The 17,216-nt window shown below is 33.2% G+C and carries 18 protein-coding genes; 15 read left to right on the top strand and 3 right to left on the bottom strand.

The features are described from left to right. The 3 genes from JK636_RS21230 to JK636_RS21220 form a co-directional block, all read right to left on the bottom strand. Window positions 1-354, bottom strand: coding sequence for a tetratricopeptide repeat protein (locus JK636_RS21230; protein WP_202750979.1), 354 nt, complete (start codon window positions 352-354; stop codon window positions 1-3). 184 nt (window positions 355-538) lie between these two features. Further along, window positions 539-1,336, bottom strand: coding sequence for an ABC transporter permease (locus tag JK636_RS21225; protein WP_202750978.1), 798 nt, complete (start codon window positions 1,334-1,336; stop codon window positions 539-541). Beyond that, window positions 1,326-2,093, bottom strand: coding sequence for an ABC transporter ATP-binding protein (locus JK636_RS21220; protein ID WP_202750977.1), 768 nt, complete (start codon window positions 2,091-2,093; stop codon window positions 1,326-1,328). The genes JK636_RS21225 and JK636_RS21220 overlap by 11 nt, the downstream gene beginning before the upstream one ends. Window positions 2,094-2,435: 342 nt before the next feature. On the opposite strand from JK636_RS21220, the gene JK636_RS21215 reads away from it, so the two are divergent. The 15 genes from JK636_RS21215 to JK636_RS21145 all read left to right on the top strand — a co-directional run bounded on the left by JK636_RS21215 (window position 2,436) and on the right by JK636_RS21145 (window position 17,092). After that, a complete protein-coding gene (locus JK636_RS21215; protein ID WP_202750976.1) occupies window positions 2,436-2,636 on the top strand; it encodes a hypothetical protein in 201 nt (66 codons plus the stop codon). Window positions 2,637-2,916: 280 nt separating this feature from the next. After that, window positions 2,917-3,270: a hypothetical protein gene (locus JK636_RS21210; protein WP_202750975.1), complete on the top strand. Its 354-nt coding sequence runs from the start codon at window positions 2,917-2,919 to the stop codon at window positions 3,268-3,270. A 4-nt stretch (window positions 3,271-3,274) separates the two neighbouring features. Next, a complete protein-coding gene (locus JK636_RS21205; RefSeq protein ID WP_202750974.1) occupies window positions 3,275-3,955 on the top strand; it encodes a F0F1 ATP synthase subunit A in 681 nt (226 codons plus the stop codon). 120 nt (window positions 3,956-4,075) lie between these two features. After that, window positions 4,076-4,309: an ATP synthase F0 subunit C gene (atpE, locus tag JK636_RS21200; RefSeq protein WP_202750973.1), complete on the top strand. Its 234-nt coding sequence runs from the start codon at window positions 4,076-4,078 to the stop codon at window positions 4,307-4,309. 116 nt (window positions 4,310-4,425) lie between these two features. After that, complete coding sequence (locus JK636_RS21195; protein ID WP_202750972.1) at window positions 4,426-4,905, top strand: F0F1 ATP synthase subunit B; 480 nt, start codon at window positions 4,426-4,428, stop codon at window positions 4,903-4,905. Window positions 4,906-4,907: 2 nt separating this feature from the next. Then, window positions 4,908-5,447, top strand: a complete 540-nt coding sequence (locus JK636_RS21190) for a F0F1 ATP synthase subunit delta (RefSeq protein ID WP_202750971.1) — start codon at window positions 4,908-4,910, stop codon at window positions 5,445-5,447. 10 nt (window positions 5,448-5,457) lie between these two features. Further along, entirely contained in the window at window positions 5,458-6,969 is a 1,512-nt protein-coding gene (gene atpA, locus JK636_RS21185) for a F0F1 ATP synthase subunit alpha (protein ID WP_202750970.1), read from the top strand. Between the two features lie 27 nt (window positions 6,970-6,996). Beyond that, entirely contained in the window at window positions 6,997-7,848 is an 852-nt protein-coding gene (gene atpG / locus JK636_RS21180) for an ATP synthase F1 subunit gamma (protein WP_202750969.1), read from the top strand. 70 nt (window positions 7,849-7,918) lie between these two features. Further along, entirely contained in the window at window positions 7,919-9,319 is a 1,401-nt protein-coding gene (gene atpD, locus JK636_RS21175) for a F0F1 ATP synthase subunit beta (RefSeq protein ID WP_202750968.1), read from the top strand. A 13-nt stretch (window positions 9,320-9,332) separates the two neighbouring features. Then, window positions 9,333-9,731 carry an ATP synthase F1 subunit epsilon gene (atpC, locus tag JK636_RS21170; RefSeq protein WP_202750967.1) on the top strand — a complete coding sequence of 133 codons (399 nt, stop codon included), beginning with the start codon at window positions 9,333-9,335 and terminating at the stop codon, window positions 9,729-9,731. 175 nt (window positions 9,732-9,906) lie between these two features. Continuing rightward, window positions 9,907-14,217 (top strand): 2-hydroxyacyl-CoA dehydratase, encoded by a 4,311-nt coding sequence (locus JK636_RS21165; protein WP_202750966.1) that lies wholly within the window; start codon window positions 9,907-9,909, stop codon window positions 14,215-14,217. 110 nt (window positions 14,218-14,327) lie between these two features. Beyond that, window positions 14,328-14,792: a GreA/GreB family elongation factor gene (locus JK636_RS21160; protein ID WP_202750965.1), complete on the top strand. Its 465-nt coding sequence runs from the start codon at window positions 14,328-14,330 to the stop codon at window positions 14,790-14,792. A gap of 268 nt (window positions 14,793-15,060) precedes the next feature. After that, window positions 15,061-15,843: a flagellar motor stator protein MotA gene (gene motA, locus JK636_RS21155; RefSeq protein ID WP_202750964.1), complete on the top strand. Its 783-nt coding sequence runs from the start codon at window positions 15,061-15,063 to the stop codon at window positions 15,841-15,843. A gap of 20 nt (window positions 15,844-15,863) precedes the next feature. Next, window positions 15,864-16,622 (top strand): flagellar motor protein MotB, encoded by a 759-nt coding sequence (locus JK636_RS21150; protein WP_202750963.1) that lies wholly within the window; start codon window positions 15,864-15,866, stop codon window positions 16,620-16,622. A 26-nt stretch (window positions 16,623-16,648) separates the two neighbouring features. Beyond that, complete coding sequence (locus JK636_RS21145; RefSeq protein ID WP_202750962.1) at window positions 16,649-17,092, top strand: MarR family winged helix-turn-helix transcriptional regulator; 444 nt, start codon at window positions 16,649-16,651, stop codon at window positions 17,090-17,092. Window positions 17,093-17,216: the final 124 nt, after the last annotated feature.

Raw genomic sequence — 17,216 nt, 5'->3', positions numbered from 1 at the left:
CTAGGGTTTTTTATAATTTTTAATTATTAAATTAATTGCTTTTTCACAATCTATATCATTATTATCTAAAGACCAGGAGGTATTAAAATAAATAAGAGCTTTTCTGTTGTCTTTTAACATTGCGTAGCAATAACCTAGATTGAAGAAATATTTACTTTCTCTCTTTTGGTTTATAGCTGATTTTAAAAGAGGAACAGCTTTTTCATATTCTTTTAGCTTTATGAAGCATACTGCAGCATTATATAAAGAAGCGGCTTCATTTTCTTTTATTTTAGCGGCCTTTTGATAAAGGGAGATGGCTTTTTTGTATTCTTGGGTATTATATAAATCATTTGCTTTTTCAAAATAGTTCATCTAAATCCTCCTATAGCTAAATTTAAACAAAATGTTTAAATTTAAATTTCATTTGTGTAATAATAATTTATATTTAAACAGTATGCAAAATATTCCATTTAAATCTTATCCAAATTTTAATTGAGTTATACAAGTTTACTTATAAAAATAAAGCTGCAGACATACTTTATTCTGCAGCTTTGCTTTAATATCTTTTAACAAATTTTCTTTCTAGGAGAGCCACTATTTCATACATTAGATATGCAAGAATAGAAAGTAAAATGATGCTCATCATAACCATATCAAGCTGAGATACCTGCCCTCCATAAATAATTAGAAAGCCCAGGCCATCCTTAGCAACTAAAAATTCACCCATTATTACTCCTACCCAAGACAATCCGACGTTTATCTTAAGAGCAGAAATAAGTGTAGGTACAGAAGATGGAATTATAAGATGATTTAGTACTTGAAGCTTTGAAGCTCCAAAGGTTTTAAGCAGCTTAATTTTGTTTTCATTTACTTCTTTAAATCCATTTAAAACTCCTATAATTGTAGCAACAATTGAAATTAATATAGTAACGAGAACAATTGCACGCATTCCATTTCCAACCCAGAAAATTATAATAGGGGCTAAAGCAACCTTGGGAAGTGCATTTAATACAACAATATATGGATCTAGAACACGATTCGCAAAATCAGACCACCAGAGAAGTATTGCAAATAAGGCACCTAAAGCTGTACTAAGTAAAAAGCCAAGCACAGTTTCAAAGCATGTTATAAGTATATGTTTAAATAATGTTCCTTCACCATAAATCATAATTAAGCTTTTCCACATTCTTGAGGGGGTACTTGTCAAAAATGGATCAACCCATTTAAAATAACCTGCTGCTTCCCAAAGAACAAAGAAAGCAATAAGTATAATTAATCTTGTAATTACGATTTTCATGTTTTTACTTTTGACTTCTTTAAGATATTTTTTATGCTCTAAACTTTCATTTATCATTTAAGTCCAACTCCTTCCATATGTCATTGAAATAAACTCTAAACTCAGGAGCTTCTCTATGCTTTAAAGGTGTACTATAGGTTTTATCAAAGTTGATATCGAAGATCTTTTTTATAGCTGCCGGTCGTTTAGAGAGAATAATAACTCTGTTTGACATGCTTACTGCCTCTGATATATCATGTGTTACCATAATGGCTGTTTTAGATTCCTTTTTTATAATCTGATATATCTCATCGCTTACATTTAGCCTTGTTTGATAATCTAAAGCAGAAAAAGGTTCATCTAAGAGGAGTACTTCCGGGTCTAAAGCCAAGGTTCGTATTAGTGCAACCCTCTGCCTCATACCTCCGGACAATTCATCAGGGTAATGATTTCTAAAATCCCAGAGGCTATAGCTTTTCAGAAGAGTAGTTATCTTTTCTTGTGAATCTTTCGAAAGCTTATGCTGAATTTTTAAGCCTAAAGCTACATTGTCAAAAACAGTAAGCCATTCAAATAAATAATCTCTTTGAAACATATAGCCAATTTTCTTTGAAGTTATGTCATATTTTGCTCCATTTACTGATACAGTTCCGGAGGAGGGTTTAAGAAGTCCTGCAATAATATTTAGTACTGTAGATTTGCCGCAGCCGGAAGGACCCACAATACTGATAAATTCTCTTTCAGAAACTTTAAAATTGATATCTTTCAAAGCTTCAGTTTCTCCCTTTAGTGAATGATAATTCATATATATATGGTTTACATCAACCTTGCTCATGGTATCATCTCCTTATAATGTTGAATATTAATATAGAATGTCATAGGACAATTTATTTGAAAAAGAATACAACTTACTAATCTTCAGATACTTCAGTATATGAAAATGATAATTATATTGTTAAAAAGTATATATCTATTTCATAACTATTTTTGTTTAATAAAACTTCCAGAAACAAGGTATATTTGAATAAAGCAGTTAATAAGCTTTATATGTAACTGAATATTGGAATAGTTTGTTCAATTATTAGTCGGATAATTGTGAAAAAATGTTCGAATTAAAAGGAAAAAAGGATTTTTTGAAGAATAAATATATAAAAGGCAAAAAAATGGGGGAGATATTATGAAAATTAAAATTATCATGGATAGTGGAAAGGAATATATTGTTAGTCCAAAACAAAAGGTAAATAATATGGATCAGTTTGTATGGATTTATTTTGAAAAAAACAACGCTCTTATGAATAAGCTTATAACTTTAGATTCTGATGGAGAACAGTTTGTAATTAACCCCACCCATATAAGCAGCATGGAGATGGTTAACTGAGAAATGAAGAAATAGTAACCAAAATTCATTATTATAATAAAATAAATTGAGCTTGATATATTGTACAAGCTATAGTAATCATGGATTTTTTTTCAGATAATAGAAAAATATAATATTTTTTGCAGTGCGATGATTTCAATGGAAACATGCATATTAAAACGTTTAAACAAGCTTAAATCGACTTTTTTAGTCATTTTTTTAAATTGATTATTAATTTAGACCGACTATAATGAATTCATGGGGAATATGGGATTAAAATCTTTAGGGAGAATCAATAAGCATGCTTAAGCAAGTAATACTATTAGACATATTGATAGGCTTGATTTCAACTGTTATTATACAATTGGTTTTTAAAGCGTATGGATTTATTTTTTTACTAGGACTAGCTATGGCGAGTATAAGTTTTTTTATTTCTGGAGTTTCAGTTGAGAACAAACTTCTTGATAAAAAAAGATCTTATAATAAATTGCTTTCAGCGGTTAATCTTTTTAAAGTTTTTATTATTTGCATAATAGGAGTTGCATTATTTAATAATAATATTAATAATGTTATTTCTTATAGCATGGGATTCACTTCACATTTTATAGCATTATTTTTGTATGGAATAGTTAATTTGTTAAATGAAAGGAAGTGATTAGGTGGGGGAAGCAGAATATTTATTTCATGTTACAGTATTTGGCAGTAGCTATGGATTTTCTAGAAATATAATAATTCAATGGGTTATAATCTTACTCGTTGCGGCAGTGTGCATATTTTTAACCAGAGGATTAAAAAGAATTCCAGATAAGAAACAAACTGTGGCAGAATTTTTAGTAGAGTCTGTAAACACTGTTGTAAAATCAAATGTTGGAGAAGAATATTTAAATCTTGTTCCATATGTAGGGACCTTGATTGTTTTTCTTTTAACTATGAATTTGACTGGTTTAGTCGGCTTTGAACCTCCAACAATGGATTATAGTGTAGCACTGGGAATGGCAATAATATCATTTCTTGTAATACAAGGCTATACAATAAAAAAGCTTGGTGTAGGTCATTATTTTTTGGGCTATGCAAAACCAGCTGCATTTTTATTACCTATGAATGTACTAGAAAGATTTTTACTTCCAGTTTCTCTCAGTCTTCGTTTATTTGGTAATATGACAGCAGGAGCAACAATAATGGGTATAATCTATTCCTCTCTTGCAAAGGTTGGATGGGTTGCTCAATTAGGTATACCTGTACCTCTTCATATGTATTTTGACTTGTTTGACGGCGGAGTACAGATGGTAGTATTTATGATGCTTACTATAATTAATTTAAAAGTTATTGTAGAGCATTAATTTTATTGCTTATATCCCGCACAAGCACTAATTTGTTTTTAAAATAGGCATAACGGGATTATATAAATTTAATAATAAGGTAAAATTAACAATTTATTGATTTAAGGAGGAATTTTTATTATGACAAATGCAGGATTAATGGCTATAGCAGCTGGTATAGCGGTTTTAGTTGGCGTAGGAGCAGGTATAGGAACTGGTATTTCTACTGGTAAAGCGGTTGAAGGAATTGCAAGACAACCAGAAGCAAGTGGTAAAATAACTGTAGCCCTTCTTTTAGGTAATGCTTTCGCAGAAGCAACAGCTGTTTATGGATTGCTTGTTGCATTAATGATACTTGGAAAAATTACTGGTTAGTTTTTCTAAGTGAATTAAAGTTATTAAAATGATTTGTCCTAAGGCTGAGCTTTACAACTCATTACTGTGTGGGTTGAAAGTTTATTACTATGAAAGTAAGGGGGTAAGTTGACTTTATGGAGATAAATTATTTAACCGTCTTAGCTACAATAATAAACTTTGTAATATTATATTTTATACTAAGACATTTTCTCTTTAAACCAGTAACTACCACCATTTCTTCTAGAGAGAATGAAATAAGAGATAGAATTGCTAGAGCTGAGGAAGATGAGAAAAAAGCAGAACTTTTAAGGCTTCAAAATGAAGAGAATTTAAAAAATTCTCGAGAACAAGGCAAGACTATTGTTGATGATTTTAAATCCAAGGCCGAAAAAATGTCTGAGGATATTTTGGTAAAGGCTAAGGAAGAAGCGGAATTTGTTCTTGAAAGAGCAAGAGTGGATGCAGAGAGAGAAAGAGAAAAAGCTACCGAAGAAATAAAGACTCAAGCTATAGACTTAGCTATACTATTATCCTCTAAAGTTCTAGAAACTACTATAGATGAACAGGAACACAGGAGACTTATTAAGGATTTTATCGGTAAGGTAGGTGTATAAAAATGCATGAATATCTAGACAGAAGATATGCACTTGCCTTATATGAAGTTGCTGAGGAAAAAGGTAAAGCAGAAGAATATTTAGACGAGTTAAATGAAATTATAAAAGTTATACAGGAAAATGAGGAGTTTTTACAAATTGTGAAACATCCTCATTTAAGTACATCTAAGAAAAAAGATATGTTTGAAAGTATATTTAAGGGTCGAGTTCACGATGATGTACTTTCTTTTGTATTAATTCTCATCGAAAAAAATAGAATCTCTAATTTAAGCGGTATTTTAGAAGAGATGAAAAAAATTCATCTTGAAAGAAAAAGAACCGTAATAGCCTACGTTAAAACAGTTATTCCGCTTAGGGATGAAGAAAAGTCATCTCTTAAGCAACAGCTTGAAAAGAAATATAATATGAACGTCATTTTAAATGAAGAGCTCGATAAGGATATTATTGGTGGCGTTTTTGTTAGAATTGGCAATGATGTTATTGATGGAACAGTAAAGGCTAAATTTGATGAGATTAGAAAGTTAACCCTTAAAACGGAATAGAGGTGAAATGATGAATATAAGACCTGAAGAAATTACGTCTATTATAAGACAACAGATAGAAAGATATGAGAATAAGTTAGAGACTGTAGATTCAGGTACAGTAATACAGGTAGGAGACGGAGTTGCGAGAATATACGGATTAGATGAATGTATGCAGGGAGAGCTTCTTGAGTTCTCTAATGGTGTATATGGTATGGCACTTAACTTAGAGCAAGATAACGTAGGTGCTGTTCTACTTGGAAGTGAAGCTGGTATAGACGAAGGAGATATAGTTAAGAGAACAGGAAGAGTAGTTGAAGTTCCAGTTGGTGATGCACTTCTTGGCAGAGTAGTTGATGCTCTTGGTCAGCCTATCGATGGAAAAGGTCCTATAAAAGCATCAGAATATAGAGCTACAGAAATTATAGCTCCTGGTGTTATAGAGAGACAATCAGTTAAGGAACCACTTCAGACAGGAATTAAAGCTATAGATGCAATGATTCCTATAGGAAAAGGGCAAAGAGAGCTTATAATTGGAGATAGACAAACAGGTAAAACAGCACTCGCCTTAGATACTATAATAAATCAAAAGGGTAAAGATGTTATTTGTATTTATGTAGCTATAGGACAAAAACAATCTACGGTTGCTCATATATATAACACATTGACAGAAATGGGAGCAATGGATTATACAATTATTGTATCTTCTACTGCTGCAGAGGCAGCTCCTCGTCAGTTCCTTTCACCATATACTGGCTGCAGTATGGGTGAATATTTTATGAATAAAGGTAAGCATGTATTAATCATTTATGATGATTTGTCTAAGCATGCTGTTGCTTATAGAGCTATGGCGCTGCTTCTTAGAAGACCACCAGGCAGAGAAGCTTACCCAGGTGACGTATTCTATCTACACTCAAGACTCTTAGAAAGAGCAGCTAAGCTTTCAGCCAAATTAGGTGGGGGGTCAATTACAGCACTTCCAATAATAGAAACTTTGGCTGGTGACGTAACAGCATATATACCGACAAATGTTATATCAATAACAGATGGACAGATATTCCTTGAATCAGAACTTTTCTTTGCAGGACAAAGACCTGCAGTTAATGCAGGTATATCAGTTTCCAGAGTTGGGGGAAGCGCGCAGATTAAAGCTATGAAGCAGGTTTCAGGAACCTTAAGACTTGACCTTGCTCAGTATAGAGAACTTGCAGCATTTTCACAATTTGGTTCAGATCTTGATAAAGAAGCAAAGAGAAGACTTGAAAAAGGTAAGAGAATAACAGAAATATTAAAGCAGGATCAATATAAACCAGTGCCTGTTGAAAAACAGATAATAATTCTTTATGCAGCTGTTAATGACTTTTTAATGGATATTGAAGTTTCAAAAATAAAAGCTTTTGAAAAAGGTCTTTTAGAGTATATGGATACTCATCATAAGGAAATTGGTCAGATGATAATAGATAAAAAAGAGTTGACAGATGAAATAAAGAAGGCTCTTTCAGAGGCAATTAATGAATACAAGAAAGATTTTAAAGCTGAATAAGTATAGCTTCTGAGGGAGGTGTTTTCTGTGGCAGGTGCAGGACTTTTAGGTATTAAAAGAAGAATTAAATCTGTAACAAATACAAAAAAAATAACAAAGGCCATGGGACTTGTTGCCACTTCTAAGCTCCGAAAAACTAAGGATTTGCTGGAAATTAACAGTTTCTATAGTGAATCCCTAGATAAAATGCTAGAAGATATTCTGAAAAATCATGATGGAAGCAGTATTTACAAAGATGGTAACGGAAATAAGAAAAAATTATATATTGTTCTAACTTCAGATTCAGGACTCTGTGGTTCCTTTAATTTAAATGTATTAAACAGGGCTGTAGAAGAAATTAATAAGGATAGAGAAAATTCTATAATAACTGTAGTTGGCGAAAAAGGCGTTTCTTATTTTAATAGATTTAATTATGAAGTAAAAGACAAGTATATAAATATACCAGATCTGCCGAATTTAGGAGATGCAAATGATTTCGCATATTCTGCCATGAAGAAGTATGAAAATGGTGAAGTAGGCGAAATAAATGTTGTATATGCAAGGTTTTTTACTCAGTCAAAGCAGGAAGTTACAGTTAATAGACTTCTGCCATTAAAATATGATACAACTGAAGAGCCAAATGATGTTATAAGGTTTGAACCTGGATTAGACAAAATATTAGAAGATATTATTCCGTTATATTTGAGAGAAAAGATGCTTTATTTTCTAGTTAATTCAAAGACCAGCGAGCAGTCAACAAGGATGTCTGCCATGGATGGTGCAACTAAAAATGCTAATGAATTGTTAGATAAATTAAAGTTGCAGTATAACAGTATGAGACAAAGTGCCATAACTCAAGAAATAAGCGAAATAGTTGGAGGAGCAGAGGCACAAAAATAGCAATTAATGCAGGGAGCGTGATGATTAATAATCATCACGTGAAGAAGAAGGAATACAGGGAGGGTATCTGATGTCTGAAAATATTGGTAAGGTAATACAGGTTATAGGACCTGTTGTAGACATTAAGTTTAATTCAGAAAATCTTCCTAGCATATATAATGCCGTTGAAGTTAAGACTGGCAAGGATAAGGCTTTAATAGTTGAAGTCGAACAGCATATAGGAGACGATGTAGTTAGAACTATAGCAATGGATTCCACAGAAGGATTAAAAAGAGGAATGGATGCTATAGATACAGGGAAACCTATATCAGTTCCTGTTGGTAAAGAAACTTTGGGAAGGCTATTTAATGTTTTAGGAGAAACAATAGATGAAGGGGAAGCAGTAAAAGCAGACCTCTATTATCCAATTCACAGACCAGCTCCAACCTTTGAAGAACAATCAGTTTCACCAGAAATGTTCGAAACTGGTATCAAGGTTATAGACCTTATTGCACCTTATCAAAGAGGAGGTAAAATAGGTCTGTTCGGAGGTGCTGGTGTTGGTAAGACAGTTTTAATACAAGAACTTATCAACAATATAGCAAGGCAGCACGGTGGTATTTCTGTATTTACTGGTGTTGGAGAAAGAACAAGAGAAGGTAACGATCTTTATTTTGAAATGAAAGAATCTGGAGTTATAGATAAAACTGCGCTGGTATTTGGTCAAATGAACGAGCCGCCAGGAGCAAGAATGAGAGTTGCTCTAACTGGACTTACTATGGCAGAATATTTCAGAGATCAAGGTCAAGACGTACTTTTATTTATTGACAATATATTTAGATTTACTCAAGCTGGTTCAGAAGTTTCAGCTCTTCTTGGAAGAATTCCTAGTGCTGTTGGATATCAACCAACTCTAGCAGTAGAAATGGGTGCTTTACAAGAAAGAATTACTTCTACTAAACGTGGATCAATTACATCAGTTCAAGCTGTTTATGTTCCAGCTGATGACCTAACTGACCCAGCTCCAGCAACTACTTTTGCTCACCTTGATGCAACAACTGTTTTATCAAGAGCAATAGTTGAACTTGGTATATATCCAGCAGTAGATCCACTAGATTCTTCATCAAGAATACTCGACCCAAGAATTGTTGGCGAAGAGCATTACAAGGTTGCTAATGATGTTAAGCATATTCTTGAAAGATATAAAGAACTTCAAGATATTATAGCTATACTTGGTATTGATGAATTATCTGATGAAGATAAATTAGTTGTACAAAGAGCAAGAAAAATTCAAAGATTCCTTTCACAGCCGTTTACCGTAGGTGAGCAATTTACAGGAATACCAGGAAAATTCGTTTCAGTAAAAGAGACTGTAAGAGGCTTTAAGGAAATACTTGATGGAAAGCATGATAGTCTTCCAGAAGCTGCTTTCTTATTTGTCGGAACAATTGATGAGGCAGTTGAGAACGCTAAGAAAATGATGGGAGAGTAAGGAGTGAATATAAATGAGTGAAAGCATAAAGCTTAGTATATTAACTCCAGAAAGAAAAGTATTTAATGGAGAAGTAAAAGAACTTACAACAGAAAATGATTTAGGAAGATTTGAAATACTTCCAGGTCACGAATATATGGTAACAACATTAACCCCAACTGTTACATTCTTTACTACAGTTGATAATAAAAGATTAAGGCTCTTTACTTCCACTGGAATGCTTAAAGTTAATAATAATGAGGTTGACTTCTTGTGCGAAACTGCCGAATGGCCTGAAGAAATAGATTTAGCTAGAGCTGAAGAAGCAAGGAAGAAGGCAGAACACCTTTTAGTCGGAAAAGAAGGTGCCGAATATAGAAAGGCAGAGTTAAAGCTTAGAAGAGCGTTAGCCAGAATTAAAGTTAAGGAATAATAAAGGTCCAAGTGGCATTAGAGTGCCATTTGGACTTTTATTTAATATTGAACAATAAGTGTTAAAGTAATATAATTAATAATATATTTTAATTAACATCAGTAATTTTTACAGATTTGTTAATTTTATTTTAACTTGAAGGGGGGGATTATAGCTTTATTAAAGCTATAGATTTATGGGTAGAATGTTACGTTTAGGACTTGATGCAGGTTCAACTACGGTTAAGCTAGTAATTTTAGACGAAAATAATAATTTGATTTATCATAGATATGAAAGACATTATGCGGATATAAAGAACACTATATTAAACTTAATTAAGGAAGCTTTTGATTTGTTTAAGGATAAAGAGATTGCTATAACAGTAACAGGTTCAGGCGGGCTTTCTGTTTCTAAATGGCTTGGTGTGCCCTTCATACAGGAAGTAATTGCAGGAACAAAGACAGTAGAAAGATATATACCGCAAACTGATGTTGCAATAGAGCTTGGAGGAGAAGATGCAAAAATAACCTACTTTGATTCAGGGGTAGATCAAAGGATGAATGGAACTTGTGCAGGAGGAACGGGAGCTTTTATAGATCAAATGGCTTCTCTGCTTCAGACTGATGCAGCAGGTTTAAATGAGTTAGCTAAGAATCATAAAGTTATTTATCCAATTGCAGCTAGATGCGGTGTTTTTGCAAAAACAGATATACAGCCGCTTTTAAATGAGGGAGCAGCAAAAGAGGACATTGCAGCTTCTGTATTTCAGGCTGTAGTTAATCAAACAATAAGTGGACTTGCTTGTGGAAAACCTATAAGAGGAAAAGTAGCTTTTTTAGGAGGACCGCTCTATTTCCTTTCAGAGCTTAGAAAAAGATTTATTGAGACACTTAATTTAACAAACGAGCAGATAATATTTCCTAATAATTCACAGCTTTTTGTTGCTATTGGAGCAGCTTTAGCTTCAGTAGAACAAGAGCCCATGTCTTTTAGAAAATTAATGGACAAAACTATGGAGATAAAGGATATAGTATCTCATGAGGTACAAAGACTAAGACCTTTGTTTGCTAATGAAAAAGAGTTAACTGAGTTTAGAGCTAGGCATGATAAAAGTAAAGTTAAAAGAAAAGAGTTAAGCAATTATGAAGGTAATTGTTATTTAGGAGTAGATGCAGGATCAACTACAACTAAAGCAGTACTAATTGATGAGGAGGGTTCAATATTATATTCCTATTATGGGAGTAATGCTGGAAGTCCATTAAAAAGTACGATAAAAATATTGAAAGAATTGTATCAAATGCTGCCGGAGAAGGCTACGATAGTTAATTCTACAGTAACTGGCTATGGCGAGGCACTTCTTAAGGCAGCTTTAAATATAGATATTGGTGAAATTGAAACCATTGCTCACTATAAGGCTGCAGAATTTTTTCTGCCTGGAGTAGATTTTATATTAGATATCGGCGGGCAGGATATGAAATGTTTAAGAATTAAGAATAAAGTGATCGACAGCATTCTATTGAATGAGGCATGTTCTTCAGGGTGTGGTTCATTTATTGAAACTTTTGCTAATTCTTTGAATATGGATGTAGCTGATTTTGCAAAGGAAGCAGTAGGTTCTAATAATCCTGTAGATTTAGGTTCAAGATGTACTGTGTTTATGAATTCAAGGGTTAAGCAGGCACAAAAGGAAGGTGCAACAGTTGGAGATATATCAGCAGGACTTTCCTATTCGGTAATCAAAAATGCTCTGCTAAAGGTTATTAAGATTAGAAATCCTAAGGAAATGGGAGAAAAGATTATAGTCCAAGGTGGAACTTTCTATAATGATGCTGTGTTAAGGGCTTTTGAGCTAGTATCTGAAAGAGAAGTAATAAGACCGGATGTAGCAGGGCTTATGGGCGCTTTTGGTTCGGCTCTTATTGCAAGAGAAAGATACGAGCCTTCTAAAAAAAGCACTTTAGTTTCTAAGGATGAGCTTGAAAGTTTCAGTTCACAAACCTCTATGAGAAGATGCGGACTTTGCGGTAACAATTGTCTTTTGACTATAAATAAATTTAATGATGAAAAAGAATTTATATCCGGAAACAGATGTGAAAGACCGTTAGGACTCAGCAGTAAAAAAGAAGATATACCAAATCTTTATGAATATAAATATAAAAGACTGTTTGCCTATAAGCCCTTAAAGCTAGAAGAGGCATCAAGAGGAACAGTTGGAATACCAAGAGTTTTAAATATGTATGAAAATTATCCCTTCTGGTTTACTTTCTTTAATGATTTAAAATTCAGGGTAGAGCTTTCACCAAGATCCTCTAAGACAGTGTATGAGCTTGGAATAGAAACAATTCCTTCAGAATCAGCCTGCTATCCGGCAAAATTAACTCATGGACATATAATGAGTTTAGTAAATAAGGGGATTAAGTTTATATTTTACCCTTGTGTACCATATGAGAGAAACGAGCATCCAAATGCAGACAACCACTATAACTGTCCTATAGTTACTTCCTATGCTGAGGTCATAAAGACAAACATGGATGTTCTAAAAGAAAAGGATATAACATTCATGAATCCATTTGTAGGCTTTGATGATAAAAGTAAGCTTAAGAAAAGATTATTTGAAGAATTAAAATCCTTTAATATATCGAAAGCTGAAATTGAATCAGCTGTAGAAAAAGCTTGGGCTGAGCAGGATATTGTAAGAAATGATATTAGAAGAAAAGGCGAGGAAGTACTCAAATACCTTAAGGAAACAGGAAGAAAAGGTATTGTGCTTGCAGGTAGACCTTATCATGTAGATCCTGAAATAAACCATGGACTTCCAAATTTAATAACTGAGTTTGGTATGGCTGTTCTTACAGAGGATTCTGTAGATCATCTCAGTGAGGTTGAAAGACCATTAAGAGTAGTAGATCAATGGGTTTACCACTCAAGGCTCTATGCAGCGGCAAGCTTTGCAGCAAAGCAGGAAAATATTGAAGTGGTTCAATTAAACTCTTTTGGATGTGGGCTTGATGCTGTAACTACTGATCAGGTTCAGGAAATATTAAGTAAATATAATAAGATTTACACCGTGCTGAAAATTGATGAGGGAAACAATTTGGGAGCAGCAAGAATTCGTATGCGCTCGCTTAAAGCTGCCATGGAAGAGCGAGAAAGAAGCGGTTTTAAGATAGAAAGGGTGTCTTTAGACGATAGTAAAATAGTATTTACTGAGAAAATGAGAGAACAGTATACTATACTTGCGCCTCAAATGTCACCTATTCATTTTCAATTTATAGAAGAAGCTTTTAATGCTTCAGGCTATAAGGTTGAAGTTTTGCCTTCAGTTGACACTAAGGCTGTAGATGAGGGCTTGAAGTATGTTAATAATGATGCGTGTTATCCTTCCATAATAGTTGTAGGACAGATAATTGAAGCAGTTAAATCAGGCAGATATGATATTAATAAGCTAGCTGTTTTAATATCACAAACTGGAGGAGGCTGCAGAGCTACAAATTATATAGGATTTTTAAGAAAAGCTTTAAAGGAAGCTAGGTATGATAACATTCCTGTTATATCATTAAATGCATTGGGAATGGAAAAGAATCCAGGATTTAAAATATCAGCAGGACTTTTAAATAAAGCAATGATAGGAATTGTTTATGGAGACTTGTTAATGAGAGTTCTTTTAAAGACAAGACCTTATGAAAAAATCCAAGGTTCAGCAAATCTTCTCTATGAATCCTGGGTAGATATCTGTAAAGAATCTGTTAGAAACGGTGACATTAATCTGTTTACAAAAAATATTAGGAAAATAGTAAATGACTTTGATAATCTTCCTATAAAGGATATTGTTAAGCCTAAAGTAGGCCTTGTTGGTGAAATACTTGTTAAGTTCCATCCTACCGCTAATAACAATGTTATTGATGTTATAGAGAGAGAGGGCGCAGAAGCAGTAATGCCTGACCTGATGGACTTTATGCTTTATTGTGCTTATGATGCTAATTTTAAGTATAAATATCTTTCAGGAACAAGAAAAAGACAAATTTACAGTAATGCAGCAATACTTGGAATGGAATTTTACCGAAAGGAAATGAAAAAGGCTTTGCATAAAAGCAAGCGCTTTGAGCCTCCAAAGAGTATAAGAAAACTGGCAGAAGGGGCAGAGCCTATATTATCGCTAGGAAATCAAACTGGTGAAGGCTGGTTCTTAACTGCAGAAATGGTAGAGCTTGTTGAAAGCGGAGTTAAGAATGTAATTTGTATGCAGCCTTTTGCCTGCCTTCCAAACCACGTTACTGGTAAAGGAATGATAAAAGCTCTAAAGGCGAAGTACACTGGAGCAAATATAACTGCTATAGACTATGATCCAGGTGCAAGTGAAGTTAATCAGCTAAATAGAATCAAACTTATGCTTTCCGTGGCATTTAAAAATCTTTACTATGATAGACAAGAGGAAGCGTTCACAGAAGCAGCCAGCGACAAAAAAATTATTGATGAAGGTGAAGCTTCAATAAATATAGGATTTTAAATTTGAGGTCTTAGCGGATTTTATGTAAAATCTGCTAAGACCTCTATTTTTATTTTTAAGCTAGTTTGATATAATATTAAAATAATATATATCTGGGAGGCAGACCTTAAATGAAAAATATACTAACAGAAGAAAATATAAGTAAGTTAAAAGAAGAATTAGAATATAGAATGACTGTAAAAAGAGCTGAAATAGCAAAAGAAAAGATGGAAGCTGCAGCACATGGTGACAGATCGGAAAATGCAGAATATAAAGAGGCCTGTGCAAACTATAGGGAAAATGATAATAGAATCCAATATTTATTAACTATGATTTCTACTGCAATTGTAATAGATGATAAAAGTATAGATAGGTCTGTACTTGGGATTAATTGTAAAGCCCGCGTTAAGTTTAAAGAAGATGATGAAGAAGAAATAGTATCTTTAGTAACAACATTGGATGCCGAACCTGAGAATATGATTATAAGTATTGAATCAGAGTTGGGAAAAGCATTAGCTGGCAAAAAAGATGGAGATGTAGTAGAAGTCAATGCTCCAAGCGGTGCATATACTGTGGAGATACTGGAAGTTTTATAAGATAATGTTACTTTACTTTTGATTTAGGGTAAAACTTTAGTGGTTAAGGCTTGGAAATGTATATAAGTATATACATTTCCAAGCCTTTATTATTTTATGATTTAATGAAATTATATGATTTTAAAAAATGTTTGTAAAAATCTATCATAAGATAGTTTTCATAAGTTAGATATTATGTTAATATATTATATATTAAAACGGCAAATTTGTACAAGCATATACAAATTTTGCGCAATAAATCAATTTTAAATATTACAGAGGTGGAAAAATGGATTTATTCTTAATAATTGGTATTTTTGTTGGACTTTTCGCAGTCCTTACTGGATTACTTATGAAAGGTGCAAGTGTTTCCATATTATTTAGTCCGGAAGCCATGATAGTAATTCTTGTAGGTACTGCAGCAGCAATAATGAATTCTTTCCCCAAGAATGAATTTAAAAATATCCCTAAATTGTTTGGAGCTGTTTTTAAGGACAAGCAAAAGGAAGATCCAGCAGAACTAATTAAGCAGATTGTTGAAATGGCAACAGAAACTAGAAAAAATGGATTATTGTCGCTGGAAAGTAAAATTCAAGAGATAAATAATGAATTTATGAAACAAGGATTAGAAATGGTTGTTGACGGTACTGAGCCGGAATATATTAGACAAATCCTAAGTGATGATATTGAGGCTATGGAAGAAAGACATAGAAGCAATGCTGCTGTTTTTGCAACAGCAGGGGGAGCATCTCCTACTCTGGGAGTTTTAGGAGCGGTTATAGGACTAATTGGTGCCCTTGGAAACTTAAATGATACTGAAAAACTAGGTGAATCAATAGCTGCAGCTTTCGTTGCTACTTTATACGGAATTTTCTTCGGATATGTTATTTGGCATCCTTTTGCTTCAAGATTGAAAAGAAAGTCTCATGAAGAAGTAAGCAATAAACAATTAATAATGGAAGGTATTCTCGCCCTTCAAGAGGGAAAAAACCCTAAAACTATTCAAACTAAGCTTTTAACATTAGTGAAGCCAAAGGATAGAAAAAAGTTTTTAGAGGCAAATAAAGAGTAATAGAGTAAAGGAGATTAATGATGAAAGGCAAAAAACAACATCATGAGGAACATGTTGATGAAACATGGCTGCTTCCATATTCAGATATGCTAACACTCCTTTTGGCACTCTTTATTGTTATGTTTGCTATGAGTAAAGTGGACAACCAGAAAATGAAACAGATAAGTAAACAATTTAATGTGATTTTTTCAGGAGGCACCGGAGTACTGAAAGACAGTGGGGCAAACAACTCAAATGTTGTGGCAGTTGGTGATTCCAGTACTGATAATGAAACGAATGGCCTAGTTGAACAGGATAAAATGGCTGTGATTAAAAATACACTAGAGCAAGAGATTAAAAGTGAGGGGTATGCGGATAAAGTTAAAGTTGATCTTACTGGAGAAGGGCTAAGCATATCCATACAGGATACAGTAATTTTTAACTCGGGAGAGGCAGATGTATTAAATAATTTTGATACAGTACTTATCCAAATATCAAATATGATTAAGAATTTAGATAATGAGATAAGGATAAGCGGACATACAGATAATGTCCCTATTAAAAATAATAAATTCCGTTCTAACTGGGACTTAAGCTATATGCGTGCTTCAAATGTTATGAACTTTATGGTAGATAAGGGGCACATTTCACCTGACAAATTTTCGATTCAAGCTTATGGAGAATATAGACCTAAATATGATAATTCATCTGAGGCTGGAAGGGCAAAGAACAGAAGTGTAGATATACTTATCGTCCGTAAATATACATTTAACACTAATAATACTAAAAGTACACAGTAGCTTATAAGTTTTGTGGAGGAAATACAATGAGTGAAGATGAAAAGAAAAAAGTCATACGCAACATAGCTGGCTTTTATTCAATTTTTCAAAAGGAAGTTCTGGATACTTTTCCAGAGAATAGTTCTGAGTTAACTCCTCTTTTGTCAAAGGTGCTTCGTGAGATTTATTATACAAATGATATAACTCCATCTCTTTTAACTAAAAGATTAGCTATTACTGTACCAAATACAAGCAGATGTTTGCAGCAGCTCAGTGATTTAGCATATATTATCAAAGTTAAAGATGATAATGATAGAAGAATAACTCATATAAGACTCACTAAAAAAGGAATTGAAGTAGTTAAAAGATCTATTAGTCTTATGGATAAGCAAATGATAGATAAACTTGGAATATTGGATATGGAAGAGCTAGTACGACTTTCAGATGCTTTTTCTACAATAAAGGAACTGTTTGAAAAAATTGGAGCATAGATGAGTTAATAATGTGGTATATAGGCACTTTTAACAAAGCAGTGTCTATATACCTCTTTTTTGATACATGACAAAGTAAATCCTATCTTATATAATAGTAACAGACTAAAAATTTTAGAGAGAA

Origin of the sequence: Clostridium rhizosphaerae (assembly GCF_016765585.1) — a bacterium.
GTDB classification, from domain to species: Bacteria; Bacillota; Clostridia; order Clostridiales; family Clostridiaceae; genus Clostridium_AT; species Clostridium_AT rhizosphaerae.
The sequence above is the reverse complement of the archived record's forward strand: the minus strand, read 5'-3'. Positions and strand labels throughout refer to the sequence as shown.

What these genes read in the sequence shown, in the direction of transcription:
- atpA (WP_202750970.1), top strand. Translation starts at nt 5,458, where the DNA reads ATGAATATAAGACCTGAAGAAATTACGTCTATTATAAGACAACAGATA.
- atpD (WP_202750968.1), top strand. Translation starts at nt 7,919, where the DNA reads ATGTCTGAAAATATTGGTAAGGTAATACAGGTTATAGGACCTGTTGTA.
- JK636_RS21220 (WP_202750977.1), bottom strand. Translation starts at nt 2,093, where the DNA reads ATGAGCAAGGTTGATGTAAACCATATATATATGAATTATCATTCACTA.
- JK636_RS21195 (WP_202750972.1), top strand. Translation starts at nt 4,426, where the DNA reads ATGGAGATAAATTATTTAACCGTCTTAGCTACAATAATAAACTTTGTA.
- motA (WP_202750964.1), top strand. Translation starts at nt 15,061, where the DNA reads ATGGATTTATTCTTAATAATTGGTATTTTTGTTGGACTTTTCGCAGTC.
- JK636_RS21230 (WP_202750979.1), bottom strand. Translation starts at nt 354, where the DNA reads ATGAACTATTTTGAAAAAGCAAATGATTTATATAATACCCAAGAATAC.
- JK636_RS21225 (WP_202750978.1), bottom strand. Translation starts at nt 1,336, where the DNA reads ATGATAAATGAAAGTTTAGAGCATAAAAAATATCTTAAAGAAGTCAAA.
- JK636_RS21165 (WP_202750966.1), top strand. Translation starts at nt 9,907, where the DNA reads ATGGGTAGAATGTTACGTTTAGGACTTGATGCAGGTTCAACTACGGTT.
- JK636_RS21150 (WP_202750963.1), top strand. Translation starts at nt 15,864, where the DNA reads ATGAAAGGCAAAAAACAACATCATGAGGAACATGTTGATGAAACATGG.
- JK636_RS21190 (WP_202750971.1), top strand. Translation starts at nt 4,908, where the DNA reads ATGCATGAATATCTAGACAGAAGATATGCACTTGCCTTATATGAAGTT.
- JK636_RS21210 (WP_202750975.1), top strand. Translation starts at nt 2,917, where the DNA reads ATGCTTAAGCAAGTAATACTATTAGACATATTGATAGGCTTGATTTCA.
- JK636_RS21160 (WP_202750965.1), top strand. Translation starts at nt 14,328, where the DNA reads ATGAAAAATATACTAACAGAAGAAAATATAAGTAAGTTAAAAGAAGAA.
- atpC (WP_202750967.1), top strand. Translation starts at nt 9,333, where the DNA reads ATGAGTGAAAGCATAAAGCTTAGTATATTAACTCCAGAAAGAAAAGTA.
- JK636_RS21145 (WP_202750962.1), top strand. Translation starts at nt 16,649, where the DNA reads ATGAGTGAAGATGAAAAGAAAAAAGTCATACGCAACATAGCTGGCTTT.
- atpE (WP_202750973.1), top strand. Translation starts at nt 4,076, where the DNA reads ATGACAAATGCAGGATTAATGGCTATAGCAGCTGGTATAGCGGTTTTA.
- JK636_RS21215 (WP_202750976.1), top strand. Translation starts at nt 2,436, where the DNA reads ATGAAAATTAAAATTATCATGGATAGTGGAAAGGAATATATTGTTAGT.